This is a genomic window from Streptosporangium sp. NPDC023963, from assembly GCF_040639135.1.
Lineage (GTDB): Bacteria > Actinomycetota > Actinomycetes > Streptosporangiales > Streptosporangiaceae > Streptosporangium.
The window spans coordinates 20814-46609 of the sequence record NZ_JBEZZK010000007.1 but is presented as its reverse complement, the minus strand read 5'-3'; the positions used below and the strand labels follow the sequence as shown (position 1 = coordinate 46609).

At 70.6% G+C, this 25796-nt stretch carries 23 protein-coding genes and 1 riboswitch; of the genes, 10 read left to right on the top strand and 13 right to left on the bottom strand.

Annotation, left to right across the window (positions count from 1 at the left end; all coding sequences use genetic code 11):
* Nucleotides 1-31 precede the first annotated feature (31 nt).
* Together AB0F88_RS22040 and pepN are read right to left on the bottom strand one after the other, a co-directional pair.
* A complete protein-coding gene (locus AB0F88_RS22040) occupies nucleotides 32-994 on the bottom strand; it encodes a hypothetical protein (RefSeq protein WP_362686874.1) in 963 nt (320 codons plus the stop codon).
* Between the two features lie 191 nt (nucleotides 995-1185).
* Nucleotides 1186-3753 carry an aminopeptidase N gene (pepN, locus tag AB0F88_RS22035; protein ID WP_362686871.1) on the bottom strand — a complete coding sequence of 856 codons (2568 nt, stop codon included), beginning with the start codon at nucleotides 3751-3753 and terminating at the stop codon, nucleotides 1186-1188.
* A 220-nt stretch (nucleotides 3754-3973) separates the two neighbouring features.
* Here pepN and AB0F88_RS22030 point away from each other — a divergent pair, with 220 nt between their 5' ends.
* Together AB0F88_RS22030 and AB0F88_RS22025 are read left to right on the top strand one after the other, a co-directional pair.
* Entirely contained in the window at nucleotides 3974-4594 is a 621-nt protein-coding gene (locus AB0F88_RS22030; protein WP_362686868.1) for a disulfide bond formation protein DsbA, read from the top strand.
* 180 nt (nucleotides 4595-4774) lie between these two features.
* A complete protein-coding gene (locus tag AB0F88_RS22025; RefSeq protein ID WP_362686866.1) occupies nucleotides 4775-6184 on the top strand; it encodes an aldehyde dehydrogenase family protein in 1410 nt (469 codons plus the stop codon).
* A 24-nt stretch (nucleotides 6185-6208) separates the two neighbouring features.
* On the opposite strand, the gene def is transcribed toward AB0F88_RS22025, so the two are convergent.
* Nucleotides 6209-6697 (bottom strand): peptide deformylase, encoded by a 489-nt coding sequence (gene def, locus AB0F88_RS22020; protein ID WP_362686863.1) that lies wholly within the window; start codon nucleotides 6695-6697, stop codon nucleotides 6209-6211.
* A gap of 98 nt (nucleotides 6698-6795) precedes the next feature.
* Here def and AB0F88_RS22015 point away from each other — a divergent pair, with 98 nt between their 5' ends.
* A complete protein-coding gene (locus AB0F88_RS22015; protein ID WP_362686860.1) occupies nucleotides 6796-7263 on the top strand; it encodes a ribose-5-phosphate isomerase in 468 nt (155 codons plus the stop codon).
* Nucleotides 7264-7306: 43 nt separating this feature from the next.
* Here the strand turns inward: AB0F88_RS22015 and AB0F88_RS22010 are convergent, their stop codons facing one another.
* The gene (locus tag AB0F88_RS22010) at nucleotides 7307-7504 is read right to left on the bottom strand and encodes a hypothetical protein (protein WP_362686857.1); all 198 of its coding nucleotides are present in this window, start codon (nucleotides 7502-7504) and stop codon (nucleotides 7307-7309) included.
* A gap of 208 nt (nucleotides 7505-7712) precedes the next feature.
* On the bottom strand, nucleotides 7713-8942 hold the full coding sequence (locus AB0F88_RS22005; protein ID WP_362686854.1) for a GNAT family N-acetyltransferase: 1230 nt from the start codon (nucleotides 8940-8942) through the stop codon (nucleotides 7713-7715).
* A gap of 119 nt (nucleotides 8943-9061) precedes the next feature.
* On the opposite strand from AB0F88_RS22005, the gene AB0F88_RS22000 reads away from it, so the two are divergent.
* Nucleotides 9062-10177 carry a PP2C family protein-serine/threonine phosphatase gene (locus tag AB0F88_RS22000; protein WP_362686851.1) on the top strand — a complete coding sequence of 372 codons (1116 nt, stop codon included), beginning with the start codon at nucleotides 9062-9064 and terminating at the stop codon, nucleotides 10175-10177.
* A gap of 82 nt (nucleotides 10178-10259) precedes the next feature.
* On the opposite strand, the gene AB0F88_RS21995 is transcribed toward AB0F88_RS22000, so the two are convergent.
* Nucleotides 10260-10865, bottom strand: coding sequence for a response regulator transcription factor (locus AB0F88_RS21995; protein WP_362686848.1), 606 nt, complete (start codon nucleotides 10863-10865; stop codon nucleotides 10260-10262).
* A gap of 203 nt (nucleotides 10866-11068) precedes the next feature.
* On the opposite strand from AB0F88_RS21995, the gene AB0F88_RS21990 reads away from it, so the two are divergent.
* Both AB0F88_RS21990 and AB0F88_RS21985 read left to right on the top strand, forming a co-directional pair.
* Nucleotides 11069-12385: a site-2 protease family protein gene (locus AB0F88_RS21990; protein WP_362686845.1), complete on the top strand. Its 1317-nt coding sequence runs from the start codon at nucleotides 11069-11071 to the stop codon at nucleotides 12383-12385.
* Between the two features lie 194 nt (nucleotides 12386-12579).
* Nucleotides 12580-13101: a MarR family transcriptional regulator gene (locus AB0F88_RS21985; protein WP_362686842.1), complete on the top strand. Its 522-nt coding sequence runs from the start codon at nucleotides 12580-12582 to the stop codon at nucleotides 13099-13101.
* 233 nt (nucleotides 13102-13334) lie between these two features.
* Here the strand turns inward: AB0F88_RS21985 and AB0F88_RS21980 are convergent, their stop codons facing one another.
* A complete protein-coding gene (locus AB0F88_RS21980; RefSeq protein WP_362686839.1) occupies nucleotides 13335-13841 on the bottom strand; it encodes a DinB family protein in 507 nt (168 codons plus the stop codon).
* A gap of 605 nt (nucleotides 13842-14446) precedes the next feature.
* Here AB0F88_RS21980 and AB0F88_RS21975 point away from each other — a divergent pair.
* From AB0F88_RS21975 to AB0F88_RS21965, 3 genes are all read left to right on the top strand, one after another.
* On the top strand, nucleotides 14447-15592 hold the full coding sequence (locus AB0F88_RS21975; protein WP_362686836.1) for an FAD-dependent oxidoreductase: 1146 nt from the start codon (nucleotides 14447-14449) through the stop codon (nucleotides 15590-15592).
* Nucleotides 15593-15764: 172 nt separating this feature from the next.
* Nucleotides 15765-16565 carry a L,D-transpeptidase family protein gene (locus tag AB0F88_RS21970; protein WP_362686834.1) on the top strand — a complete coding sequence of 267 codons (801 nt, stop codon included), beginning with the start codon at nucleotides 15765-15767 and terminating at the stop codon, nucleotides 16563-16565.
* 171 nt (nucleotides 16566-16736) lie between these two features.
* Nucleotides 16737-17099, top strand: coding sequence for a nuclear transport factor 2 family protein (locus tag AB0F88_RS21965; RefSeq protein WP_362686831.1), 363 nt, complete (start codon nucleotides 16737-16739; stop codon nucleotides 17097-17099).
* Between the two features lie 287 nt (nucleotides 17100-17386).
* Here AB0F88_RS21965 and AB0F88_RS21960 read toward each other — a convergent pair whose 3' ends face one another.
* Nucleotides 17387-18790, bottom strand: a complete 1404-nt coding sequence (locus AB0F88_RS21960; protein ID WP_362686828.1) for a HAMP domain-containing sensor histidine kinase — start codon at nucleotides 18788-18790, stop codon at nucleotides 17387-17389.
* Nucleotides 18787-19455: a response regulator transcription factor gene (locus tag AB0F88_RS21955; protein ID WP_362686825.1), complete on the bottom strand. Its 669-nt coding sequence runs from the start codon at nucleotides 19453-19455 to the stop codon at nucleotides 18787-18789. The genes AB0F88_RS21960 and AB0F88_RS21955 overlap by 4 nt, the downstream gene beginning before the upstream one ends.
* A gap of 75 nt (nucleotides 19456-19530) precedes the next feature.
* Here AB0F88_RS21955 and AB0F88_RS21950 point away from each other — a divergent pair, with 75 nt between their 5' ends.
* Nucleotides 19531-21714, top strand: a complete 2184-nt coding sequence (locus tag AB0F88_RS21950) for an MMPL family transporter (RefSeq protein WP_362686822.1) — start codon at nucleotides 19531-19533, stop codon at nucleotides 21712-21714.
* A 294-nt stretch (nucleotides 21715-22008) separates the two neighbouring features.
* Here AB0F88_RS21950 and AB0F88_RS21945 read toward each other — a convergent pair whose 3' ends face one another.
* The 4 genes from AB0F88_RS21945 to AB0F88_RS21930 all read right to left on the bottom strand — a co-directional run bounded on the left by AB0F88_RS21945 (nucleotide 22009) and on the right by AB0F88_RS21930 (nucleotide 25765).
* Nucleotides 22009-22947, bottom strand: a complete 939-nt coding sequence (locus tag AB0F88_RS21945) for a hypothetical protein (RefSeq protein WP_362686819.1) — start codon at nucleotides 22945-22947, stop codon at nucleotides 22009-22011.
* A gap of 42 nt (nucleotides 22948-22989) precedes the next feature.
* A riboswitch (cyclic di-AMP (ydaO/yuaA leader) is annotated at nucleotides 22990-23126 on the bottom strand.
* Nucleotides 23127-23198: 72 nt separating this feature from the next.
* Nucleotides 23199-24278 carry a galactose-1-phosphate uridylyltransferase gene (galT, locus tag AB0F88_RS21940; protein WP_362686816.1) on the bottom strand — a complete coding sequence of 360 codons (1080 nt, stop codon included), beginning with the start codon at nucleotides 24276-24278 and terminating at the stop codon, nucleotides 23199-23201.
* Nucleotides 24275-25075 carry a DeoR/GlpR family DNA-binding transcription regulator gene (locus AB0F88_RS21935; RefSeq protein ID WP_362686813.1) on the bottom strand — a complete coding sequence of 267 codons (801 nt, stop codon included), beginning with the start codon at nucleotides 25073-25075 and terminating at the stop codon, nucleotides 24275-24277. Before AB0F88_RS21935 ends, galT begins: the two co-directional genes overlap by 4 nt.
* A gap of 93 nt (nucleotides 25076-25168) precedes the next feature.
* Nucleotides 25169-25765, bottom strand: coding sequence for a metal-dependent phosphohydrolase (locus AB0F88_RS21930; protein WP_362686810.1), 597 nt, complete (start codon nucleotides 25763-25765; stop codon nucleotides 25169-25171).
* Between the last annotated feature and the right edge of the window lie 31 nt (nucleotides 25766-25796).

The window sequence follows — 25796 nt, the reverse complement described above, 5'->3', positions numbered from 1 at the left end:
GCCTCGTCGGGGCCGGGCCGGGCCCGGCCGATCAGGACTGGAGAAGCTTCACCAGGTACGTGCTGATGTCCGTCAGCAGCGTCGAGGGCGTCACCGGGACGCCCGCCACGGCGGAGAACAGGGCGGGCAATCCCGGCAGCGGGAAGCCGTCGTCCTCGGACGCCTCGCCGCCCACGCCGTTCTTGGCCAGCACGGTCCGGCTGCGCTCCCACGCCTCGGTGACCTCCTCGGGGGAGGGCACGCCGAACCCGTGGCCCACCGGGGCCGCGTGGCGCAGCCGCACCAGCGGGGTGTCGGCGAAGGCCAGGGCCACCCGGGAACGCAGCGCGAGGTCGTCACGGCGGTCCGGGTCCACCCAGTCCATCGCGGTGCAGGGGTTGCGGCAGTCGGCGACGCAGGTGGCCAGCGCCCCGGCCACCTGGCTGTGCTGGCGGTCGAAGTAGGCGCGCCACCCCTCGGCCGGCTCCCCGGCCACCCGCAGGGTCCGGTTCACGGCCGACTGCTCGGCCCTGGTGTGGTCGCAGTCGCGGTCGCCGATCACCCCGAACCTGCTGCCCGGCGCGGTGAGGCCCTCCGGCCAGCGCGCCGGGTCACCGGCGCTGCCGAGCACCGGCTCGAAGGCGAGCAGCGGGAGATACTCGCTGGCGATGTGCAGGGCGGCGACCATGGGACTCAGCTCGCGGCGGTGCCACCTGACCGCGATGACCTCCAGAAGCAGCCCGTACGCGGGCCGCAGCGACTCCAGCGCGCCGCGCGGCTGCTCGCGGGGCGTCTGCGGCATCGTGCAGGCCCGCGCCCGCCGTCGTAGATCGCTCGGCACGGCCCGCGCCTCGGCGGCGAAGTCCTCCGCGTCGAGCGAGAGCAGCCGCTGGCCGAACTCGCATGCCGCCTCGATGTCGCCGGCGTCCTTCACCACGCCCGAGGCGAGGGCCCCGACGTCACCGAAGGCGTATCTGCGGGCCAGGGAGACGAGCAGGTCACGCGCCGATTCCACGTGATTACCCTCTCACGACCCACGAACGACAGGATTGTTGCCTACGCAAAACGAGGCGCGGAGCACTTCCCTCGCTTGGTGACTATTTCTACCAGCATTTGCCGGGAATCAGCCAAGGCTTCGTCCCGGGCCCCCGCGAGACCGGTCCGGCTTCTTCGTGACCGGGACCGGCCTCGCGGGGTGAACCGGCCTCAGGCCGCCGAGGCGTCCTTGGCCTGGGCGCGCAGGGCGCGGCCGATGCTGTCGGCACCTTCGAGCAGCAGGCGCTTGAGGGCGTGCGGCGGCTGGGTGGACGAGATGAGGTCCTGGGTGGCGGCGACCGTCTCGGGGGAGATGTTCAGCGCCGGGTAGCAGCCGTTCGCGAAGTTCTGGGCGCTGTCGGAGCTCCAGGACGACCAGATCCTGCCGATCTCCTCGAAGTACTTCGCCCCGTACGGCTCCAGCAGGTCCGGGTGGCGCGGGTCCATGAAACCGGCGATCGTCGAGCGGAGCAGCGCGCCGCTCAGCCTGCCCTCGGTGATCGCGGCCCAGGCGTTCGCCTTGCCCTGGGCCGTGGGGATCCCGGCGCGGCAGAGCGCGGCGGAGCGCTCGCCCGTCGCGGTGGCGTCGCGCAGCAGCTCCTGGGCGACGTCCTCCTCGCCGAGCAGGCCGCCGGAGACCAGGGCGCCGGTCAGCGTCCAGCGCAGGTCGGTGTCGACGGTGAGGCCTTCGAGCACCGTCTCGCCGTCCAGCAGCCCCTTCAGGAACGCCAGGTCCTCGGTGGAGGCGGCCACGGCCGCCAGCGCGTTCAGGTAGGCGAGCTGGTGGTCGGAGCCGGGCTCGGCCGCGGTGACCAGGCCGCGCAGCGCGGAGGCCAGCCGGGCCAGGCCCTGGGCGCGCCAGGCGGGGTCGGCGTACTGCTGGACGGCCAGCCGGGCCTGGCGGAGCACGGTCTGGGCGACCGTGATGTCGGTGACCGACTCGATGTTGGAGACGACCAGGGTGAGGTAGTCGCGGGTGGACATCTCGGCGTCGCGGGTCATGTCCCAGGCGGCCGACCAGCACAGCGCGCGGGGCAGAGACTCGGTGAAGGCGCCGATGCCGCCCTCCGTCACGGTCCGCAACGACCGCTCGTCGAGCCTGACCTTGGCGTACGTCAGGTCGTCGTCGTTGATCAGGACCAGGTCCGGCTGGACCTCGCCGACCAGCTCGGAAACCGCGGTGCGCGCGCCGACGACGTCCAGCTCGACCCGCTTGACGCGGACCAGCTCGCCGTCCCGCAGGGAGTACAGGCCGATGGCGACGCGGTGCGAGCGCAGCGTCGGGTAGTCGGCCGGGGCCTCCTGGAGCACGTCGAACTCCAGGAAACGGCCCTCGGAGTCGACGGTGAACGACGGGCGCAGCGTGTTGACCCAGGAGGTCTCCAGCCACTCCTTCGACCAGGACGACAGGTCGCGTCCCGAGGTGCGCTCCAGGGCGCCGAGCAGGTCCGCGAGCGTGGTGTTGCCCCAGGCGTGCTCGTTGAAGTAGTCGCGGACCCCGGCCAGGAAGTTGTCCAGCCCCACGTAGGCGACGAGCTGCTTGAGGACCGAGGCGCCCTTGGCGTACGTGATCCCGTCGAAGTTGACCTCGACCGCGTGCATGTCGACGATGTCGGCGGCGATCGGGTGGGTCGAGGGCAGCTGGTCCTGGCGGTAGGCCCAGGCCTTCTCGACGTTGGCGAAGGTCGTCCACGCGCCCTGGCCCCAGCGGGTGGCCTCGGCCTGGCAGAGCACCGAGGCGTAGGTGGCGAACGACTCGTTCAGCCACAGGTCGTCCCACCAGCGCATGGTGACCAGGTCACCGAACCACATGTGCGCCATCTCGTGCAGGATCGTCTCGGCGCGGCGCTCGATCACCGCGTCCGTGACGCGCGAGCGGAAGACGTAGTCCTCCAGGAAGGTCACGCAGCCCGCGTTCTCCATCGCCCCGGCGTTGAACTCGGGCACGAAGAGCTGGTCGTACTTCCCGAACGGGTAGCGGACGCCGAAGACCCTGTGGAAGAAGTCGAAGCCCTGCCTGGTCACCTCGAAGAGGTTGTCCGCGTCGAGGTGCTCGGCGAGCGAGGCCCGGCAGTACAGGCCCAGCGGGATGCCGTCGTGCTCGGAGGTCACCTTGTGGTACGGCCCGGCGCACAGCGCGGTGATGTAGGTCGACATCACCGGGGAGGGCGGGAAGTGCCAGCGCTTGGCCGCCTGGAGCGCGCCGTGCTTGCCGCGGTGCTCCGGCAGCTCCTCGGCCGCGTCGGGCGCCGCGTTGGAGATGACCTCCCAGTGGGACGGCGCGAGCACCGTCAGCTCGAAGGAGGCCTTGAGGTCGGGCTGGTCGAAGCACGCGTACATCCGGTGCGCGTCGGCCGTCTCGAACTGGCTGTGCAGGTAAACGCTCTTGTCGACCGGATCGACGAAGCGGTGCAGGCCCTCGCCGGTGCGGCTGTAGGAACAGTCGGCGTCCACCTGCAGCTCGTTGGTCTCGGCCAGGCCCGGCAGCGGCAGCCGCCCGGTCTCCGGGTCGTAGCCGCTCACGTCCAGCTCGACGCCGTTGAGGACGGCCTTGCGCACCTTGGCGCCGGCCAGATCGACGAACGTCTCCGCACCCGGCCGGGTGCTGGTGAAGCGGACCGTGGTGACGCTCTCGAAGCGCTCCTCACCCTCGGTCAGGTCGAGCTCCACCGCATAGGACTGCACGCTGAGCAGCCGTGCGCGCTCGCGCGCCTCGTCACGGGTCAGATTGCCTGCCACTACCGCTCCCTCTTCACAACTTCCCCCGCTCCATTGCTAAGGGGTGACTGAATCCTGCCACGTAAAGGCGCGGACCGCCGCTTCGCATCAGCCTGCGGACTGATACCCGGATTCGAGAATAAAGAGGCATGTCAAGGTATTAATAAGCCTGCGGAATAGGAGACTCCGTCGTCCGGGTTGTCGCTACCGAACATGCCTCACGACCAGGAAGCCGGAGAAAATGACTGAGCGCACCCCTGTGGATCTCTGGTTCGACCCCTTCTGCCCGTTCGCGTGGATGACCTCCCGCTGGTTGCTGGAGGTGGAGAAGGTGCGGTCGATCGAGCCGCGCTGGCACATCATGAGCCTCAACGTGCTGAACGAGGACAAGGACGTCCCCGACACCTACCGCGAGATGATCGCCCAGGCCATCGGGCCGGTCCGGGTGGTCGCCGCCGTGCAGGAGAAGTACGACTCCGAGACGGTCGGCCGCCTCTACACCGAGCTCGGCACCCGTTTCCACAACCAGGGCAGGCTCAAGGAGCTCGACACGCTCCGCGAGACCGTCGAGGAGGCGCTGGAGGCCGCGGGGCTGGACCGCGCGTTCGCCGACGCGATGGACTCGACGGAGTTCGACGAGGTGGTACGCGCCTCGCACAACGACGGCATCGACCGGGTCGGCCAGGAGGTCGGCACCCCCGTGATCTCCGTCGACGGCGTCGCCTTCTTCGGCCCGGTCATCTCGCCGGCCCCCAAGGGCGAGGAGGCGGGCAGGCTCTGGGACGGCGTGCGCCTGGTGGCGGGCACCGACGGTTTCTTCGAGCTCAAGCGCTCCAGGACCCGGCAGCCGATCTTCGACTGACCCGTTCCTCCCGCCGCCCGCGCCCGCCTGCCCGTCCCGCGCGACCGCGGCCGGCGGCCCGCCGGTCTCTCCGAGCCGCCGTACGGCCCCGCTGTGCTCCCGTACAGAGATCATCGTTGTACGGGAGCCGCGTCCGGCTCGCCCTCGCATAACAACGGCACGCACGCAAGGATGAGGGACATGCGTCACCTTTATCTGAACGGAGCCTGGCAGCCGTCCGCGTCGGCCGAGAGCATCGACGTGATCAATCCCGCGACCGAGGAACTGATCGACAGGGTTCCCGCGGGAGCGCCCGCCGACGTCGAGGCCGCCGTGGCCGCCGCACGCGCGGCCTTCCCCTCCTGGTCGGCGACGCCCCCCGCCGAGCGGGGCGCGATCCTCGCCGCGGCCGCGGACCTGATACGAGAACGCTCCGACCAGATAGCCAGGATCATCGCCACGGACATGGGCGCCCCGTACGGCCTGGCGATGAGGGTGCAGACGCTGATGCCGGCCGGGGTGCTGGCCTCGTACGCCCAGCTGGCCGAGACCTACGACTTCGAGGGCGGGCAGGTCGGCAACTCCCGCGTCTTCAGGGAGCCGGTCGGGGTGGTCGCCGCCATCACCCCCTGGAACTACCCGCTCCACCAGGTCGTCTGCAAGGTGGGCGCCGCGCTCGCCGCGGGCTGCACGGTCGTGCTGAAGCCCAGCGAGGTGGCGCCGCTGGCGGCCTTCGCGCTCGCCGGGATCTTCGACGAGGTCGGGCTGCCCGCCGGGGTCTTCAACATGGTCAGCGGCCACGGCCCGGTGGTGGGCGAGGCGCTGGTCACCCATCCCGAGGTGGACATGGTGTCGTTCACCGGCTCCACCCGGGCCGGGCGCCGGGTGGCCGCGCTCGCGGCCGAGACGATCAAGCGGGTGGCCCTGGAACTCGGCGGCAAGTCCGCCAGCCTGGTCCTGCCGGACGCCGACCTGGAGACGGCCGTCAAGGCGACGGTGGCCAACGCCTTCATCAACTCCGGCCAGACCTGTTCGGCATGGACCCGCATGATCGTCCATCGCGACCGGTACGACGAGGCCGTCCGCCTCGCCGTCGAGGCCGCGGGGAGATACACCGTCGGCGACCCCTTCGACGAGGGGACCAGGCTCGGCCCTCTCGTCTCCGCGGCCCAGCGCGACCGGGTCGTCCGCTACATCAACCGGGGCCAGGAGGAGGGCGCCCGGCTGGTCGCCGGAGGCACCGACCGGCCCCTGTCGCGCGGCTTCTACGTCGAGCCCACGGTGTTCGCCGGGGTTGAGCCGGGGATGGTGATCGAGCAGGAGGAGATCTTCGGCCCGGTCCTCACGATCATCCCCTACCTCCGGGGTGAGGACGAGGCGGTCGCCATCGCCAACGGCACGCCGTACGGCCTGGCGGGCGCGGTGTGGGCGGGCGACGAGCAGCGCGCGGTCGCGGTCGCCCGGCGGCTGCGCACCGGCCAGGTGGCGGTCAACGGCGGCCAGTTCAACCCGCGGGCGCCCTTCGGCGGCTACAAGCAGTCGGGCCTCGGCCGCGAGCTGGGCGAGTTCGGGCTCGAGGAGTATCTGGAGATCAAAGCCGTCCAGCTTTGACGGCCGCTTCGGCCGTCGCCGGGATCAGGGGGCCTGGAGCAGGACCTTCCTGGCGGCGTCCCTGGCCAGCCTGTCCACGTAGAGCCTGCCGTCGAGGTGGTCGGTCTCGTGCTGGAAGCAGCGCGCCAGCATGCCGCGGGCCCTGATCCGGATCGGCCGTCCCAGCCGGTCCAGGCCGCTCACGGTGACCCCCGCGGCCCGGGGCGTCCTGGCGTAGATCGGGGTGCCGGTCCCGCGGTCGGGGACGGACAGGCAGCCCTCCTCGTCGAGGACCTCGGTGTCGTCGTCCACGGTCAGCTCCGGGTTGATCACATGGCCCTTGCGGTTGCTGCAGTCGTAGACGAAGATCCGCTTCGACACGCCGATCTGCGGACCGGCCAGGCCGACGCCCTGGGCGGCGTACATCACGGCGAACATCTCGTCGATCATGCGCCGCAGGTCGCGGTCGAAGTCGATGATCGGCTCGGCGGGCGTGCGCAGGACAGGGTCACCGACCACTCGGATGTCACGCATGTGGGGGCTCTCTCTGTAAGGGTTCTGTAAGCATTGCGGCTATTACTCTATCCGGGGGCCGGGTGGAGCCGCCCGCGTACACCTGCGAAACTGTGCGGGTGCGCGTCTACATCGGTGCCGACCATGCCGGCTATGAGCTCAAGAACCACGTCGTCTCCTGGCTGAAGGAGCACGGCCACGAGGTCGAGGACTGCGGTCCCTTCGTCTACGACGCGGAGGACGACTACCCGCCGTTCGTGCTGCGCGCGGCCGAGGGCGTCGTGGGTGACCCGGGCAGCCTGGGCGTCGTCATCGGCGGCTCGGGCAACGGCGAGCAGATCGCGGCCAACAAGGTGCGCGGCGTCCGCGCCGCCCTGGCCTGGAGCGAGGAGACCGCCAGGCTCGCCCGCGAGCACAACAACGCCAACGTCATCAGCGTCGGCTCGCGGATGCACGAGCCGGAGGAGGCGATCCGGTTCGTCGAGATCTTCCTCGGCACCTCCTACTCCGGGGCCGAGCGGCACAACCGCAGGATCGCGCAGCTCGCCTCGTACGAGACCATCGGCCAGCTCCCGCCGCTGCCGTAGCCCTCAGCGGCCCTCAGCGGCCCTCAGAATCCCTCAGAGGCCCTCAGCGGTGGCGCTCGCGGGGTGGAACCTCCCCGCGCGGCGGCTCCCTGCGTGTCCCGCTGCGCGCCGGCTCCTTGCGGGGCGCCTCGTCGCGCAGGGGGCGGCGGTCCGCGGCCTCCTGCTGCTCCCGTGACGGGCGCGAGACGTCTCGCGCCCGCATCGCGGTGATCGCGTTGATCTGCAAGCTCTGCAGTGCCATGCCGGCCACCATAACCCGCTCCGGCCCGCCCCGGCCTGAACGGCTCGGGACCGGCTCCAACCTGACCGGTTCGGGCCCGACCGGTCCCGGCCCGACCGGTTCCGGCCTGAACGGTTCCGGCCTGAACGGTCCCGGCCGCCCGGAGTGGCCGGGGCCGTCGCCGGGAGAGCCGTCAGATCGTCCAGATCGTCCGAAGACCGAGGAGTCGTCAGAAGACCAGGCCGCCCCAGGGGGCGGGGCCCCACGACATGGCGGTGGACAGCTCCCGCAGGGCCCCCGCGCGCGACTCGCGTACCACCCCCGCCGCCAGCAGCGCCGCCAGCGGCCGCCCTCCCAGGTAGGCGGCGCCCAGCACGGAGACGGGCAGGGTCAGGTCGGCGGGGTCGTCGGAGGGCGCGCAGCGGGCGCCGGAGGTGTCGGCCGTCAGCCGCCAGCGGCGCGCGTTCCACGGGCACAGGGTGTCCTCGACGTCGATCACCACGTCCACCGGCGCGCTGTAGCGGCGGGCGACGAGGGCCCGGTCGACGTCCACGACGCGGACCCACAGGTCGTCCAGCCAGAGCGCGTGGAGCCGGCGCGGCTCGGCGAGCAGGTGGATCAGCGGGTCGTCCGAGGGCCTGCTCTGGGCGAAGACGTGCGAGACCAGGTCGCGGTCCAGGACGTGCCGCCAGAGCAGCGCGTAGGCGGCGGGGTCGAGACCGAACAGCTCCTTGAGCCGCAGCTCGCCGGCGGGAAGGTCGTGGTCGTCGAAGGAGGCCTTGATCCGGAAGAGCGCGTAACCGCGCGGGCCGCCGTCGTCCTCGGCGACCACGGCGCGCAGCGGACCGGCGCCGCCCTGGTCGGACTCCCGGTCGGTCAGCACCGTGTCCCAGCGGGCGGGCGTGCGGGCGTACAGTCCCGGACGCTGCTCGAACGCCGACTCGTAGATCTTCTCGAAGGTGGACCTGGCCTCCGCGGGCCTGACGACGCGCAGCCGCAGGGCGGGATCGGCCGGGGCGTGCCGGGCGAAGGCCGCGCTCGCCGTGGGGATCCGGAAGACCATGCAGTCCGCGGCCCTGCCGTAGCCGTAGCGACCGTAGATCGCGGCCTCGGCGGCGTAGAGCGCGGCGACGGCCTCGCCCCGCTCGTGGAGGTCGGACAGCTGGCGGGTCATCAGCGAGGAGAGGATGCCCCGGCGGCGGTGCGAGGGCAGCACGCCGACCGCGGTGACGCCGCCGACCGGGATCGGCCCGCCGGGCACGGTCATGCTGAAGCTGTACACCGCGGCGGTGCCCACGAGCAGGTCGCCGTCGAACACGCCGATCGAGCGGTCGAACTCGAGGTTGCGCCTGAAGATCTCCTGCCGGTGTTCCGGGGTGGCGGAGCCGAACGCCTCCTCGTCCACGGTGTTCCAAGCGGACCATTCGGCTTCGCCGATCGGACGTAGGCTGAGAGTCATCTTCCAAACGCTAGTAGGGGACAAACGGTTCCGGCCATCTAATATCCCTGCTTAATGATCAAGGCGTTGGTCAAGTGGGCTGCCCAAAGGGAGGGCGGCCAGATACAGTCGAGCGCATCATGAGTTCCCGTCCGGTGCCGCTGCTCCCTCCGGCGCTCCGCGCGTTCCTGGTCCGCGTCCCGCTTCTCGTCCCCATCGTGCGCTTCCTGCGGCGCGGCCCCCTGGCGCGCGACCGGAACCTGCTCATCACCCTGACGCTGCTGACCCTGCTGATCGGCGGGCTGGCCGCCAGGGTGTCCATGGAGTGGTTCTCCCCGGCGCTCATGATCCCGGTCACCCTCGTGGCGGGGCTCCAGCTGAGGCTGAACAGTCTCGCCAAGCTGCTGTGCGCGGTCGCGGTCTCCCTGGTCTACGTGGCCGTGGTGCGCGGGGTGGGACACATCGGCCCCGGCCTGCTGGTCACCTTCGGCTTCACCGCGGTGCTGGCCGCGCTGATGGCCCGCACCCGGGGCAAGCTCGGTGTGCAGGGTCTGCGCGGCGACGTGATGTTGCTGGAGTTGCGCGACCGTCTCAAGAGCCAGAGCGACCTGCCCCCGCTGCCCAAGGGGTGGGGCTCCAAGGTGGTTCTCAAGCAGGCCGGAGGCTCCTCCTTCGGCGGCGACTTCCTGGTCTCCATGCGCGAGGACGACACGCTGGAGCTCGCCCTGGTCGACGTGTCGGGCAAGGGTGTCGACGCGGGCACCCGGGCGCTGCTGCTGTCGGGCACCTTCGGCGGGCTGCTCGGCTCGGTCGCTGACTTCCTGCCCGCCTGCAACACCTACCTGCACCGCCAGCGCGAGGCCGAGGGCTTCGTCACGGCGGTCCATCTCCGGCTCGACCTCGTGACGGGCGAGTACGTCATCACCTCGGCCGGTCACCCCCCGGTGGTCAAGTTCGAGTCGGGCACCGGGACGTGGCGGGTCTCCCCGGCCAAGGGGGTCGTGCTGGGTGTCGTGCCCGACCTGCACTGCGAGGCCGACCGGGGGATGCTGCGCAAGGGCGACGCCCTCATGCTCTACACCGACGGCCTGATCGAGCAGCCGGGGCGCGACATCGACGCCGGTCTCGACCGCCTGCTGGGAGAGGCCGAGCGCCTGGTGCCCTCGGGGTTCCGTGACGGTGCCCGCAACCTGGTGGCCTCCATGTCGTCGGGCCACAACGACGACTGTGCCCTCATCCTCATCTGGCGTCCCTGAGAGGCGCCTGGGGAAGGCGCGTCTCCCCGGGGAGGCTCCTCGGGAACGAGAGATCGGGGACTTCCCGGGAACGAGGGAGGGCTCAGAGCCACCCGGAGTCGCCGGCGATGCGTACGGCGTCGAGACGGTTGCGTGCCTGGGTCTTGCACATGATCCGCGACAGGTGGTTGCGGACCGTTCCCACGGAGAGGAACAGCTGGTCGGCGATCTCGCCGGACCTGGCCCCCTGCGCGACCAGCCGGAGCACGTCGAGCTCCCTGCGGGTCAGAGGGTTCTCCGCCGACCTCAGGGCCGCCACCGCGAGCTCGGAGTCGACCGCCCGCCGGCCGGCCGCCACCTGGCGGACGCCGTGGGCCAGCTGCTCGGGGCCGACCTCCAGGCCCATGAACCCGAGCGCGTGGGCGGCGAAGGCCCGGCGTACCTGGCCGGGGCTGGGGTCGCGCGACAGCAGGAGGACCCGGCAGCCGGGAGCCTCCTCGTGCAGCCGGAGCGCGGTGGTGAGACCGCCGACGTCCGGCAGGTCGAGATCGATGACCGCCGTCTCCGGCGCGTGCCGCAGCACGGCGGGAAGCACGTCCTCCCCGGCGGCCACGTCGGCCACCACCTTCATGTCGTTCTCGTTCTGCAGCGTCGCCACCAGTCCGCGCCGGACCAGGGGAAGATGCTCGGCAACCAGGATCCCGATCAAAACGCTCCTCTCTCCCGCCCTCACCTTCATCAAAGAGTGTTCGTGCGATCGCTGAATGTCAACGGAGTGTGTCCAATCGGCAAAGGGCCCCGAACGGCCCGGCCGGGGGAGCGGCCGGGAACGCCACTTTCCGCGGCGGCGTGGGGGCCGGATACTTGGGCTAACCTCTTATGGGGCATTGTCGGTGAAACCGCGATGGGGGTATGAATCCTGTGAGCTGGCTCTCCGTGGTCGGGGTCATCGTCTTTCTCGTGGGACTGATGGTGTCGATCGGGCTGCACGAGATCGGCCACCTGGTGCCGGCCAAGCTGTTCGGTGTCAAGGTCACCCAGTACATGGTCGGGTTCGGCCCGACGATGTGGTCGCGCCGCAGAGGCGACACCGAGTACGGCATCAAGTGGCTCCCGCTCGGCGGCTACATCCGCATGATCGGCATGCTGCCGCCCCGGCCCACCGACGCCCCCGGCAAGGTGCGCTCGGTCTCCACCGGCCCCTGGCAGGGCCTGATCGAGAACGCCCGCGACGTCGCCCTGGAAGAGGTGCGGCCGGGCGACGAGAACCGGGTGTTCTACCGCAAGCCCTGGTGGCAGAAGGTCATCATCATGTCCGGCGGCCCGGCGATGAACTTCGTGCTGGCGTTCATCCTGTTCGGCGTCGTGCTCATGGGCTTCGGCATCCCCACGCAGAAGACCGAGATCGCCTCGATCCCGCAGTGCGTGAAGACCGCCGCCGAATACGAGAAGAACCCCGAGTGCACCGCGGCCGACAAGCCCAGCCCGGCCAGCGCGGCGGGGCTGAGGCCGGGAGACGTCATCGTGTCCGTGGCGGGCAGGCCCGCCACGAGCTGGGACGCCGCGACGCGGGCCATCCGCGACCACGGCGCGGGCCCGATCGCGATCGGCGTCAGGCGGGCCGGTCAGGATCTGACCGTCAACGCCAGCCTCATCGCCCAGGACCGCGAGTCGCTGGACGAGCCCGGAAAGATCGAAAAGGGTGTCGGATACCTCGGGGTGAGCCCGAAGATCGTCATCGAGCAGCAGAGCTTCGGCGCCGTGGCCGCGCACATGGGGGACCTCACCTCGGCCACCGCCGCCTCGCTGCTCAGGTTCCCCGAGAAGATGGTGGGCGTCTGGCACGCCGCCTTCTCCGGGGACGAGCGCGACAGGAACGGCCCGATCGGTGTCATCGGCGTCAGCCGCATCGGCGGTGAGATCGCCGCCGCCGCGATCCCGCTGGAAAACAAGATCGTCGTTTTCATCAACCTGCTGGCGGGCTTCAACCTGGCGATCGGCCTGTTCAACCTGATCCCGCTGCTTCCCCTGGACGGCGGCCACATCGCGGGCGGTCTGTGGGAAGGGCTCAAGCGCGGTTTCGCCCGCGTCGCCCGCCGCCCTGCGCCCGGCCACGTCGACATCGCCAAGGCGCTTCCGCTCACCTACGCGATCGCCTTCCTGATGATCATCATGGCGGGCCTGCTGATGTACGCCGACCTGGTCAACCCGGTCCGCCTGTCCGGCTGACCGTTCCCCACCCCTCGCCCCGGTTCCGCACGGACCGTCGTGCCGTACGCGCCGCGCTGCCCGCCACGGGTCCACGGGTGGTGACCTCCGGCGTGGCGCGGCCCGCGCGGCGTGCCGGGGGCCGGGGACGGGGAGACGACGGGGAGACGACGGGGAGACACGGCACATCCGCGCACAGGGGTTAGTGTGACGCCGTGAACGAGGGAACGCCTGGAGCGATGATCGACGTGGCCCTGTTCCGGCTGCGCCGGATCTGGTCGCGGCCACTGCGCGCGCGCAAGGCCGGGGAGCCGCAGCGACCGGTGCACATGTCGAACGTGATGGTCGTGCACGCCGTGCACAAGCTGAGCCTGGACGTGCCGGAGGTGACCGTGGGCGCCGTCGCCGAGCAACTGGGCGTCGACCCCTCCACGGCCAGCAGACTGGTCAACGACGCGGTCGGCGCGGAGTTCGTGGAGCGCGAGGAGTCGGCCGTGGACGCCAGGCGAGCCCGGCTCGTGCTGAGCGAGCGGGGCCGCCGCGTGCTGGAGGTGGTGGTCCGCCACCGGCGCACCTACCTTGACGGCCTGATGGCCGACTGGGACGAGCCGGACCGCGAGGTCTTCGCCCGGCTTCTCGACCGTTTCGCCGAGGCCGCCGTCGCCCGTCCGGCGAACCTGGCCAACCTCGACCGGATGATCGCCGAGACGCTCGTGGAGACCTCCACCCCGGGCTGATCGGGCCGTCGCCGCGACCGGCCCGTCCTGCACGGGACCGGCCCGTCCTGCACGGGACCGGCCCGTTCTCCACGGGACCGGCCCGTTCTCCACGGGATCCGCCCGCGCTCCGTGCCTGCCGGCCCCGGTGGGGGCGTACGTCGCCTGTTCACGCGGGTGGAGGCTGTTCCACACCGGTGGAGGCGTACGTCACCTGTCCGCCCCGGTGGAGGTGTGCGTCCCGAAGGTCGGCACTACTCCCCGGTGACCCCGTCGATCCGCTGGCGGATGATGTCGGCGTGGCCGTTGTGCCGGGCGTACTCCTCGATCATGTGGACGAGGATCCAGCGCAGGGAGACGTCATGGTCGTGGCGTCGCGTCTTTCCCACGGTGTCCAGGGGAAGCCCGGCGGACAGCTCGCGCGCGTGCGCGATCTCGCCCCGCCAGCGGGCGAACGCCTGCTCCGCCGTGCTCGTCTCCAGGGTGTCGAAGTCGCCGTCGGGGTCGTCGTCGGAATAGTAGAACGGGGCGACGCCCTCGCCGTTGAGGACGTTGCGGAACCAGTTGCGCTCCACCTCGGCCATGTGGCGGACCAGGCCCAGCAGGGAGAGCGTGGACGGCTCGGCGGAACGCAGGCGAAGCTGCTCGTCCGAGAGCCCGGCGCACTTCACGGCCAGGGTCTCCCGGTGCCAGTCCAGCCAGGAGTGCAACATGGTGCTCTCGTCGGCGATGAAGGCGGGGTCAACGCGTGTGTCGGTCATGGAGTCCCATCCTGTCGGCGCGCGGGCCCGCTGTCATACCTTTTTCTCCCGGTTTCCTCCCGGCTGATCGCGAGGCGTCCGCGCGTCGCCGCGTACCTGAGGACAGCGTCGCCGCGTACCGGAGGACACTTACGCATCGGTATATGTCGGTACTACTCGCCGTTCAGTCACCACGTTCTACAACAAGTGAGACTCGGCCGTCCACCTGCCCTCAACAATCCCACCGAGGGCATATAGGCGAGTCCGCAGAGCAAAGCAGGCAATCCAACCCGCCATGACCCCGGCCGGCCCGCCCCGGCGACCCGGACTCGACTAAGGAGGTGTCAATATTCGCCCGGGTCGATCGGTGGATTGGTGATGAAAATCCGGCACGCGGCCAAAAATTTGTCATCGGATGATTCAGGGCGAGTGCGGCTTTTCCCCGTTCAATCCAGATTGTTTCCTCGGTCGGTAATGGTTTTCCATCGGCCCGCCGCCGGTCCTCTCCCGTTTCGTGTTCGCCGCCATTCCGGGATTCGCCGGTTTCCCGATTTACTGTGGAGGGGTTTCGGTGTTCGTCGTGACGGCCTCCCGCGGTCGGTCGCGCCGGAAAGTGATCGAGCTGGATGGATCCGGAAAGAAGGCGTTCCCAGGTGCGCGCGAATTCAGAGAAGATACTTGTCGTCGGGGCCGGGGTAAGCGGGTTGACCACTGCTTTGTGCCTGGCCAGGGAAGGGTTTCGCGTCACCGTCATCGCGGAGAGATTCGCGCCCGACATCGTCTCGGTCGTCGCGGGCGCGCTGTGGGAGTGGCCGCCGGCGGTGTGCGGTTACCACCACGACCAGATCTCCCTCGCCCGCTCCAAGAACTGGTGTGTCACCTCGTACGAGATGTTCGAGAGGCTGGCCCGGGCCAAGGTTCCCGGGGTGGCCATGCGAAGGTCCAACTTCTATTTCAAGCACCCCGTCGAGGCGAGTCCGCACGATCTCCACAAGATGCAGGAACTCGCGGGGAAGGTACGCGGCTTCGTCCGCGACCGGTCGCTCGCCGAACGCAACGGCGTCAGTCCCGACTACGGCGTGGTCGACGCGTACTCGCACATGGCACCCATGATCGACACCGATCAGTACATGGCGTGGCTGATGCGGCAGGTCAAAATCCACGGTGTGCGGGTCGAGCGGTACCGGGTCGAGGGACTGCTCGCCGAGCGCAAGGCCGAGCTCCTCGACCGCTTCGGCGCCGAGGTGATCGTCTGCTGCGCCGGTCTCGGCACCGCCGGGCTCCGCGGCATAGGCATGTATCCGCTGCGCGGCGCGCTGGTACGGGTCCGCAACGACGGGCTGCGCGGCCGCCGGATCCGTGAGGCCCACTGCGTCTCCCACGACGAGCAGAACAAGGACGAGCAGGACATCGTCTTCATCGTGCCGCGCAATCCGAGGCTCCTCGTCCTCGGGGGACTGGCGGAGAAGGACGAGTGGGACACCGGGATCGACCTGGAGAACCACGCGCCCGTACGGGAGATGTACGAGCGGTGCCTGGCCTTCATGCCCGCGCTGCGGCACGCCAGGCTGGATCCCGACGAGCCGGTACGGGTGGGGCTGCGGCCGTTCCGGAACGAGAACGTCTGTCTTGAATGGGACGACGAAGAACAGGTCGTCTACAACTTCGCGCACGGCGGAGCCGGATTCAGTTTCTCCTGGGGCTGCGCCCAGGAGGCCGTCGGTCTGGTGCGTGCGGCCATAGAGGATCGCAAGTACTCGTATTCCTTCTAGCGGATCTCGTCCGAGAGCGGATAGGCGTTAAAAAATGCGGAGAACCATCACGTGCCTCCTGATCGCGAACTCGACCCTCGCGCTCACCGCGTGCCTGCCATTCGGTATCGCGAACACCGGGGGCGTGTCGTCACGGCATTCCGGGGCGCCCATTCCCCATGAACGCCCTCCCGTGCCTCGTGCCGAGCACACCCCGCTGTCGCGGTTTCCCCTCCTTCGCCCCGGCGACAGGGGGACCCAGGTCCAGGAGGTCCACCGGCGCCTCGACCGGCTGGGATTCGGGCCGGGAGAGGCCGGCGACGAGTACCGTCCCGCGCTGCGCGCGGCCGTGTGGGCCTTCCAGAAGGCGAACGGGTTGCCTCCCGCCGACCAGATCGACCCGCGAACCTGGCGGGCGCTCTCCCGCCCGGCGCGCCTCAAGCCGCTGGTGTCGTACGGGGAGCCCACGAGGGTGGAGATCGATCTGCGCCGCCAGCTGCTCACCGCGTGGCAGGACGGCAAGCCCGCGCTGGTCTCCCACATCTCGACCGGCAACGGCGAGCACTACTGCAAGAAGGGCAACTGCGGGGTCGCCGTCACGCCCACCGGAGACTTCCGCGCCTGGTTCCGGACGCCCGGATGGACCAGCGGGCCGCTGGGCGACCAGTTCTACACCATCTATTTCAACGAGGGCATCGGCTTCCACGGCTCGGAGCGGGTCCCGCGGCATCCCGCGTCCCACGGGTGCATCCGGGTGCCGCTCCACAACGCCAAGGCGCTCTACGACATGACCCCGACGGGAACCCCGGTCTACGTCCGCCGTCCCGCGGCTCCCGAGCCTCGGGACCGTACGACGTCTCCGGACCGTGCGACGTCTCCGGACCGTGCGACGTCTCCCGAGCACCCGAGGTCCTCCGGGCGGCCCGTGTCCCCTGAGTCCCGTGAGTCCCCCGGACTCTCCGGACAGGACGCGGACCGGCCGAAGGAGCTCTGATACCGGCCCGGTGCATCAGCATGGCCACCGTGCCGGATCCTGCCGCGAGGTCACGGTTCGTAGGTATTCGAGCCTTCGGCGATGAGATACCCACCTTCGAGATAGTTGCGCGTCGTTCTTCGCCCCGTATCGTCCCCACCAGTGATCCCGACCGCGTGAGGAAAGATCGGCATGACCGACGACGTGGTGCGACGCGTTTTCCAGGCGGTCGACTCGTTCGACCCCGACGAGTTCGTGCGGTTGCTGGCCGAGGACGCCACGCTGGTGTTCGGCAACGGCGAGCCGATGAAGGGACGTGAGACCATCGCCGCCGGGTTGCAGGCGTTCTTCTCCACCATCGGCGGCCTGCGGCACCGGATCGTCAGGAACTGGCAGGTGGACGCCGACATCATCGCCGAGACCGAGGTGACCTACCGGCGGCTCGACGGCAAGGACGCCGGTGTCGTGGCCGTGTCGATCTGGCGCACCCGTGACGACGGCCTGATCTCGGACTACCGCATATTCGTCGACCTCGCACCCGTCTACGCGGTCTGAGGCTCCGGCGAGACCGTATCCGCAGGTCTCACGCTCGCCGCCTGCGCCGCGACCAGGACGCCGTCACCGCCGGTCTCACCGTGCCCTGGAGCTCCGGCCCGGTCGAAGGCCACGTCAACCGCAGTTCTCCGGGCACACGCCCGCCCCACCTTCCATCGCGTACCGGCCGAAGACCATCGAGCGGGAAGCCCGCGAAGCGCGCGGACATCTCGCTGGACGTGACCTGGTTCCGGCGCTCCCACGGGCGGCCACGAAACAGGGGCAGTGGAGCCGGCCCGGTTCGGTGGTCACCCGCGCGGGAGCCGGAGTTCGAACACGGCGCCCGAGTCGGACGGCAGGGCTCGGGCGTGCCCGTGGTGCGCGGCGGCGACAGCCGCGACGATGGCGAGCCCCAGGCCGGTGCCGGAGCGGCGGGCGGGGTCGGCGCGGTAGAAACGCTCGAAGGCGCGCACCGCCTGCACGGCGCTCAGCCCCGGACCTTCGTCGCGCACCTCGACGACCGCGTCGTCGCCCTCCGCCCGGACGGTCACCGTCGCCGCCGTGCCCGCCGGGGTGTGCGCGCGTACATTGACCAGCAGGTTGTCCAGGGCCTGGCGCAGGCGCGTGCGGTCGCCGCGGATGAGGACGGGTCCGGTCGCCCGGAGGGTGAGAGGACGGCCGAGGTCCACGGCCGCGGAGGCGGCGACGGCCTCGGCGGCGAGATCCGCGAGGTCGACCGGCTCTCGTTCCAGCGGGCGCCGCTCGTCGAGCTCGGCCAGCAGGAGGAGCTCGTGCACGAGGACGCCCATGTGCTCGGCCTCGGCCTCGATCCTGGCCATGGTCTTGGCCAGGTCACCGGGGCGGTTCGCGGCGCCCCGCCGGAACAGCTCCGCGTACCCCCGTACGGAGGCCACGGGCGTGCGCAGCTCGTGCGAGGCGTCGGCGATGAAGCGGCGCAGCCGTTCCTCCGAGGCGGTGCGCTCGCGGAAGGCGGCCTCGATCTGGCCGAGCATCGCGTTCAGTGCCAGCCCGAGCCTGCCCGCCTCGGTGTGCGGCTCGGCCGGCTCGACCCGCCGGGTGAGATCGCCGCCGCCGATGGCCTGGGCGGTCTCGGCGATGTCGTCCAGGGGGCGCAGCGCGTGGCGGATCGCTCGAAAGGCGACAAGGGCGAGCACGCAGAGCACGAGCAGCGTGATGGCCGCGAAGACGCCGGTCAGCCGCTTCGTGACGGCGTCGTACTCGGTCGTGCGGATCCCGGTGACCAGGATCCGGCCGTCCGGCAGCCAGGAGTGGCGCAGCCACCACTGGTCCTCGCTCGCGAAAGGACCGCCCAGGTCGGGGGCGGCGTCCTCGCGTACATAGACGGCCCCGTCCGGGTCGGCGGCGGTCGGGCGGCGGGGCGAGGTGGCGCCGATGTGCACGTCGGCGGAGAGAACAGTCCTGATCACGTTGCCGCGGGTGTCCCGCACCTGGAGAAGGACCGGGGTCGTCGCGGCGGAGAACAACCGGGCCGTCCCCTCGTCCGGCGAGCGGTCCTCGGCGAGGAACGGGGTGACGGCCGCGGCGAAGCGGTCGAGCCGGTCGCGGGCGCGTTCCGCGCCGGCGTCTCTGGTGATGCCCCACGTCACCAGAGGCACGCCGATGAGTCCCGTCGTCAGCAGGGCGAGCACGGTGAGGGTCAGGCGCGCCCGCAGCGACCGCGTGCGGATCACGATCGCGGCAGGCGCAGCATGTAGCCGACGCGCGGGACGTTGTGAATGAGCGGCGGGTCGCCGATCTTCCTGCGCAGGTAGCTCACGTATGTGTGGACGAGGCCCTCGCTGCCGCCGTTCTCGGACTCCCAGACGTGGTCGAGTATCTGCTGTTTGGTGAGCACCCGCCCGGCGTTGACCAGCAGGTAGCGCAGCAGCGCGTACTCCTTCGGACTCAGCTCGATCAGGCGGCCCTCGCGGCGTACCTCGCGGGGGCCGTCGTCGATCTCCAGGCCCGCGTAGGAGAGCCGGTCGGCGGACATCGTGCGGCGCAGGACGACATGGGTCCGCACGATCAGCTCCTCCAGGCTGAACGGCTTGGTCAGGTAGTCGTCCCCGCCCGACCTGAGACCGGCGATCCTGTCCTCGGTACGGCCCATCGCGGTCAGGAAGATGATCGGGAACCGATGTCCCAGCCGCCGCAGCCGCCTGCAGGTGTCCAGCCCGGAGCCGTCGGGTAGCCCGATGTCCAGGACGAGCAGATCCGGCGTGTTCACGGCCACCCGGGAGACCGCCTCGCCCCCCGATCCCGCGGCCTCCGCCTCGAAGCCCTCGTAACGCATGGCCATCACCACGAGGTCGGCGAGATGGGGGTCGTCGTCCACGACAAGGATGCGAGCGTTCATCCGGCCAGTCTGCCGTGGAGTTCTCAAGGAACTCTGTCACAGAGGAACTGAAGAGTACGCTGCTGCACTGGGCGCATGAATCATCTGGATGACCGGTTCACCGCGCGGCTCGGACGGTTCGTGCTGCGGCACAAGCTGGTGGTGGTGCTGGCCTGGCTGACGGTCACGGTAGCGGGAGTGTTCGCGACCGTCGCCGTGGGCGACCGGCTGACGGAGGACTTCGCCCAGCCCGGGCAACTTGGGTACGAGGCCAACCAGGCCATGCACCGGCTCTACGGAACCGGCGGCGACGACCCGCCCCTCGTCGTCGTCGTCACATTGCCGGAGGGCGGCACGGCGGCCCGGCAGCGCGCGGAGATCGGCAGACTGTTCTCGGCCGCCGTCTCGGCCATGGACGTGCGCGTCGTGTCGTACGCCGACACGGCCGACCCGCGATTCGTCGGCGACGACGGGCGGACCACGTACGGGCTGGTGTTCACCGAACCCACGCGCGGGATGAACGCCGACCTGAGCGAGCCGCTAGAGAAGGCGTTACGGCCGGCGTTGATGCCGGGCGCGACGCTGCGCGTCACCGGCATGGAGGCCTTGGCCGAAGCCGAGGCGAAGGGCGTCGACGTGCTCGCCGAGACGCTCATCGGCGGGGTGGGGGCGCTGGTCGTGCTCGCGTTCGTGTTCGGCTCGGTGCTCGCGCTGGTGCCCCTCCTGGTGGCGGCCGTGTCGATCCCCGTCACCTTCCTGGCTGTGTACGGCCTGACCGGTGTGACGGACGTGCACACGATCGTGCAATTCATCGTCTCCCTCGTGGGGCTGGGCGTGGCCATCGACTACTCGCTGCTGCTCATCACCCGCTGGCGGGAGGAGCGCGCGCTCGGGTACGAGGGCGAGGCGGCCGTCGAGCGCGCCATGGCGACGGCGGGCCGCTCCGTGGTGGTCAGCGGGGTCACCGTGGGCATCGGCCTGCTGGCCATGGTGGTCATCCCGGTGCCGTTCCTGCGCAGCGTCGGGTACGGCGGCATCATGGTGCCGCTCGTCAGCGTGCCGGCCGTACTGACCCTGCTGCCCGTCCTGCTGGCCAAGGGCGGGGCGCGACTCGACTGGCCCCGCCGTCGGCTCCCCGCAGAAACCGGCCGGTGGCAGGCCTGGGCCCGGGGCGTGGTCCGGTTCCGCTGGGCCGGGCTGGCCGCCTCCGGCGCGCTGCTCGCCGCGCTCGGCTACGCGGCGTTCTCGCTTCAGCTCGGCCAGCCGGTGAGCGACTCCCTGCCCCGCACCGGCCCCGCCTACGAGGGGCTGTCCGAGCTGCGGCGGGCGGGCATTCCCTCCGGGGTGCTCACCCCGCTCGACGTGATCCTTCCCCCCGGCGACGATCCCGCCGTGCGGGCGGCGCGCCTGGCGGAGCTGCCCGGCGTGCGCACGGCGGTGGCCCCGCCCGGCTGGCGGAGCGGCGGAACGTCGCTGATCACGGTCGTCCCCTCGGACGAGACGGGCACGGAGGCGGGCCGGGCCACGATCGCCCGGGTCCGCGCGGCCGTGCCCGCGGGCGCCCAGGTCTCCGGTGAGGGGCCGCAGAGCCTCGACTTCGTGGCCGCGGTCTACGGCGGCTTCCCCGCCGTGCTCGCACTCATCTCCGTCCTGACGTTCCTGCTGCTCGTACGGGCTTTCCGCTCGCTGCTGCTGGCGGTCAAGGCGATCGTGCTCAACGTGCTCCCCCTCGGCGCCACCATGGGCGCGGTGGTGCTCGTCTGGCAGTACGGCTACGGCTCCGAGCCGATCTGGGGGCTGGCCGGCACGGGCTCCATCGCCGAGTTCATCCCGGTCATGATCTTCGCGTTCCTGTACGGGCTGTCGATGGACTACGAGGTGTTCATCCTGGCCAGGATGCGGGAGGCGTATGACCGGACCGGCTCCACCGACGAGGCGGTCGTCGAGGGCCTGGGGCGGACCGGACGGCTGGTCACCAGCGCGGCGCTGATCCTGTTCCTGGCGTTCGGGTCACTGGCGGCGGCCCCGCAGCCGGAGATCAAGATGTTCGCGACGGGGCTCGGGCTGGGCGTGCTGCTGGACGCGACCGTGATCAGGGCGCTGCTGCTGCCGGCGTTCGTCGCGGTGATGGGCCGATGGAACTGGTGGCTGCCCGGCCGGCCGGCCCTGCTCGTACGGGTGCTCGCCGGTCGGAGGCCGGACATTCCGGTCCCGGTTCGTACGCCTGGACCGCAGCCTGAGCCCGATCCCGCGGGGCAGGGCCGACGGGTCCACGAGTAGGCCGGCGGCGCGGTGCCGGGGTCGCCTGCAGTCCGTACGGCAGGACCTGGTGTCAGCAAGATCCCGGAGGCGGAGCGTGCGCGGCGTTCGGTGATGTGCCTCCTGGACGAAGGAGGATCCTCGATGACCGCGCCGCCCCCGGTCTGGCATCGGATCAGCACGCGCCGGTCATCTGCCCCGGCCGTGGACGGCCGCTCGGCGAGCAGCTTCGGCATGACTCCCGAGAGCCACCTCGCCGGTCTTCGTCTCCGCAGCGCCATCAACCCATCTGAAGATCCGAAGTCCGTACGGGTCCTAGTACATCGAGATGTGCGGGTGGTCGAAGTGGTTGGCCGTGATGCCGCCGCGGTTGGACATGAAGCGCCAGCCGGAGCCGTGGTTGATGCGCTGGCGCCAGATCACGTACTTCACGCCGAGTCTGGTCCTGTTCTTGAGGGCCCAGGCGGCGATCTCGTCGCCCAGCGCGAGGTTGGCGGCCGAGGGCATCGTGCCGCCGGTGCTCATCATGAAGTCGCAGGCGCGGCCCAGGGGGTGCTCGCCGCCGTCGTTGGCGGACCGGTAGCAGCCCACGGAGTACGGGAGGCTGAAGCGCCGCATGACGGCGTCGCGCATGATCCGGGTGCGGTCGGTGATGTTGTCGGCACCGGTGGGGAGCTGCGGGGCCCAGCTGCCGTCGGAGCGGCGGCCGGAACCGGTGGGGGCGAGCCGGTCGAGCTTGTCCTTGACGTCGCGGATCACGTCCTCGGCCTCCTCGCGCCGCCCCTCCACCTCCTTGGCCTCCTCGCGGATCTCGTCGGTGAGCCTGGATGCCGTCTCCGACGCCTTCTTCCTGCGCTCGAGGCTGCCGGCGAAGCCCTCCAGATAGGCGCTCTGCTGGGCGGTGAGCTGTTCCATCACCGCGGCGGCGCCCATGTCGCCGGAGAACATCAGCGCGGGCAGCCCTCCGCTGCTGCTGGTCTGGTAGCGGAGCTGGACGATGGAGTCGACCTGCCTCTTGGCCTCGACGTAGACCTCCTCGGCCTTGCCCAGGTTCTGCTTGGCGACGGCCTCGGCCTTCTGCGCCTTCTTGAGGGACTCGCGTTTGGCCGCGTAGGTCTCGATCAGCCCGTCGAGTTTCTTGCCGAGTTTGGCCAGGTCGGCACGGAGCTTGGCCTCGGTCGGTTTGGGTTCCGCGCTTCCCGCGGTGGGAGTACCGATGGTGAACGCCGCGATCGAGCTCAGACAGAGGACCACAGCGGCATGCCGACGGAACGTGGGGGACGAAGCCGCCACGAACTCTCCTCTCCTTCCGCCTACCGGGTTAGCTGACGGGTTCGGGCTGGAGGAAGCCCTTCCACCGAAGTGGTTTCACCCCAGGTGCGGTGGTTCCCCGGTTCCTGAGCGAGGCGCCCAGGATTAGGCAAATCAGCGTTTACAGCCGATGTGGGAAGGATAGTAGTGGTAAACAGCAGGTCATGCGACCTCAAGACGAGACCGAGCGGTAATCAGTTCGTGACAACAGAGCGCAGAAGTTGTGCTGTCGCCTCGGGGGACACGTCGTTCACGAAGGCGCCCATGGCCGACTCCGACCCGGCAAGGTATTTCAGCTTGTCCGGCGCGCGGCGGATGCTGAACAGCTCCATGTGCGCGTACGACAGATCGCGGCCGGTGGAGACCGGCGCCTGGTGCCAGGCCGCGATGTACGGCATGGGCACGCCGAACAGCCCGTCGAGGCGGCGGAGCACGTCGGTGTAGAGGGGGCCGAACGCCGCGCGCTCCTCGGCCTCCAGCGCGACCAGGTCGGGGACCTGGCGGTGCGGGTAGAGGTGGACCTCCACCGGCCAGCGCGCCGCGGCCGGTACGAAGGCCGTCCAGTGCTCGTTCGAGCCCACCACCCGGATCCCGGCCTCCCGCTCCGCGGCCAGGACGTCGGCGAACAGGTTGCCGCCGGTCCGCGCCCGGTGGCGCTCGGCCGCCCCGAGGGTCAGCCTGGTACGCGGGGTCACGTAGGGGTAGGCGTAGATCTGGCCGTGCGGGTGGGCCAGGGTGATGCCGATCTCCGCTCCCCGGTTCTCGAAGCAGAACACCTGCTCCACGCCCGGCGTCGCCGACAGCTCCGCCGTACGGTCGACCCAGGCCTCCATGACCAGCTCGACCTGCTCGGGGGAGAGCCGCGAGAATGAGGAGTCGTGCTCGGAGGTGAAGCAGACCACCTCGCACCTGCCGATCCCCGGCCGGACCTCGCTCAGCCCGCCGATCTCCCGGTGCTCGCCCGGCTGGGCGGAGAACGACGGGAACCGGTTCTCGAAGACCACCACGTCGTAGTCGGCGGCGGGCACCTCGGTGAGGTTGCCGGGGGTGGAGGGGCAGAGCGGGCACTCGCTGGCCGGGGGCAGGAAGGTGCGGCCCTGGCGGTGCCCGGCCACCGCGATCCACTCCTCGGTGAGCGGGTCGTAGCGCAGCTCGGAGGCGGCGGGGCGGGGCAGCAGGTCGCGCCGGTCGACCGCTCCGCGGTCGGCGTCGTCGCGCCGGTCGAAGTAGATGAGCTCCCGGCCGTCGGCCAGGTGGGTGATCGTGCGTTTCATCGGCCGGCGATCTCGCTCTCTGACTGGGGTTCCGTGATGATCAGTTCGCCCACCGAGGCGGCGAGCTCCTCGCGGGCCTCCCCGGCCAGGCCGGAGTCGGTGACCACGATGTGGGCCTCGGCCAGCTGGGCGATGGTGCTGATGCCGACCGTGCCCCACTTGGTGTGGTCGGCGAGCACCACCAGGCGGTGCGCGGAGGCGACCAGTTCGCGGTTGGTCTCGGCCTCCAGCAGGTTGGGGGTGGTGAACCCGGCGCGGGCGCTCATCCCGTGCACGCCGAGGAAGAGGGTGTCGACGTGGAGCCCGCGGATCGCCGAGACCGCGACCGGGCCGACCAGGGCGTCGGAGGGGGTGCGGATCCCGCCGGTGAGCACGACCGTGCGGTCGGCCCTGGGGGAGCGGTGGAAGACGTCGGCGATCCGGATCGAGTTGGTGATCACGGTCAGCTCGGGCACGTCGACCAGGTGGTGGGCGAGCGTCCAGGTCGTGGTCCCCGCGGAGAGCGTGATCGCCGTGGCGGGCCGGACGAGCCCGGCGGCGTGCTGGGCGATCGTCTCCTTCTCCGCCTGCTGGCGCGCCGACTTGGCGGCGAAGCCCGGTTCCTCGGTCGAGCCGGGCCCGGCGGCGGTGGCGCCGCCGTGGACCTTCTCCACCAGGCCGCGCTCGGAGAGCACCTCAAGGTCACGCCGGATCGTCATGTCGGACACGCCGAGCTCCCGGACGAGATCGGCGACCCTGACCCCGCCGCTACTGCGCACCCTTTCCAGGATCGCCTGCTGCCGCTGCTGGGCAAGCATGCCTCGCTCCCCTCGCTCCCCTGAATCCACCAGATTCCACCAAAATACTACGGCATTACCAGGATACGTTGTTGAGTATTGGTGGCTAACCGCTCACAGTCGCTCAAGCTCCGCCGCGATGTTCGCTCTCGCCGCCTCCTCCAGATCGGCGACGCGGAAGATCGCCGGGAGGTCGAGCAGCGAGCGCAGCACGGCGGCCCGCCCTGCCCTGAACGCGTCGTCGGGGACGAAGCCGTACTCCTCGCGCACGGCCGCCGCGTAGCCGGCGTAGACCTCCGGGGACGCGCCCAGGATCGCCAGGTCCGCGTCGGACAGCACGGCCCCGTCCGCGTCGCCGGGCGCGGGGTCGTGCGTGACGGTCAGCCTGACCAGCCGGGCGACCGTCGCCACGGCCTCCGCGGACAGTCCCATCTCCGGCAGCGCGCGCTCGGCCAGCCCCGCGCTCCGCTCCTCGTTGTCGCCGCGCCGGGGGTCGTAGACGGCGTCGTGGAACCAGGCCGCCAGCCGTACGAGGTCCGGATGCTCGGCGTGGCCGGCCAGGGCGTCGACGTGGTCGAGTACGGCCTCCAGGTGGGCGGTCGTGTGATATCTGCGGTGCGGCTCGTCGTACCGGGTGATCAGTTCGCCGCCGAGGGGATCGGCCCCGAGGCCGGCCAGGGATCGCCAGCGGGCCATCAGCTTCTCGCTCATGGGACGGAGCCTAGAACCCGGCCGGTGCCGG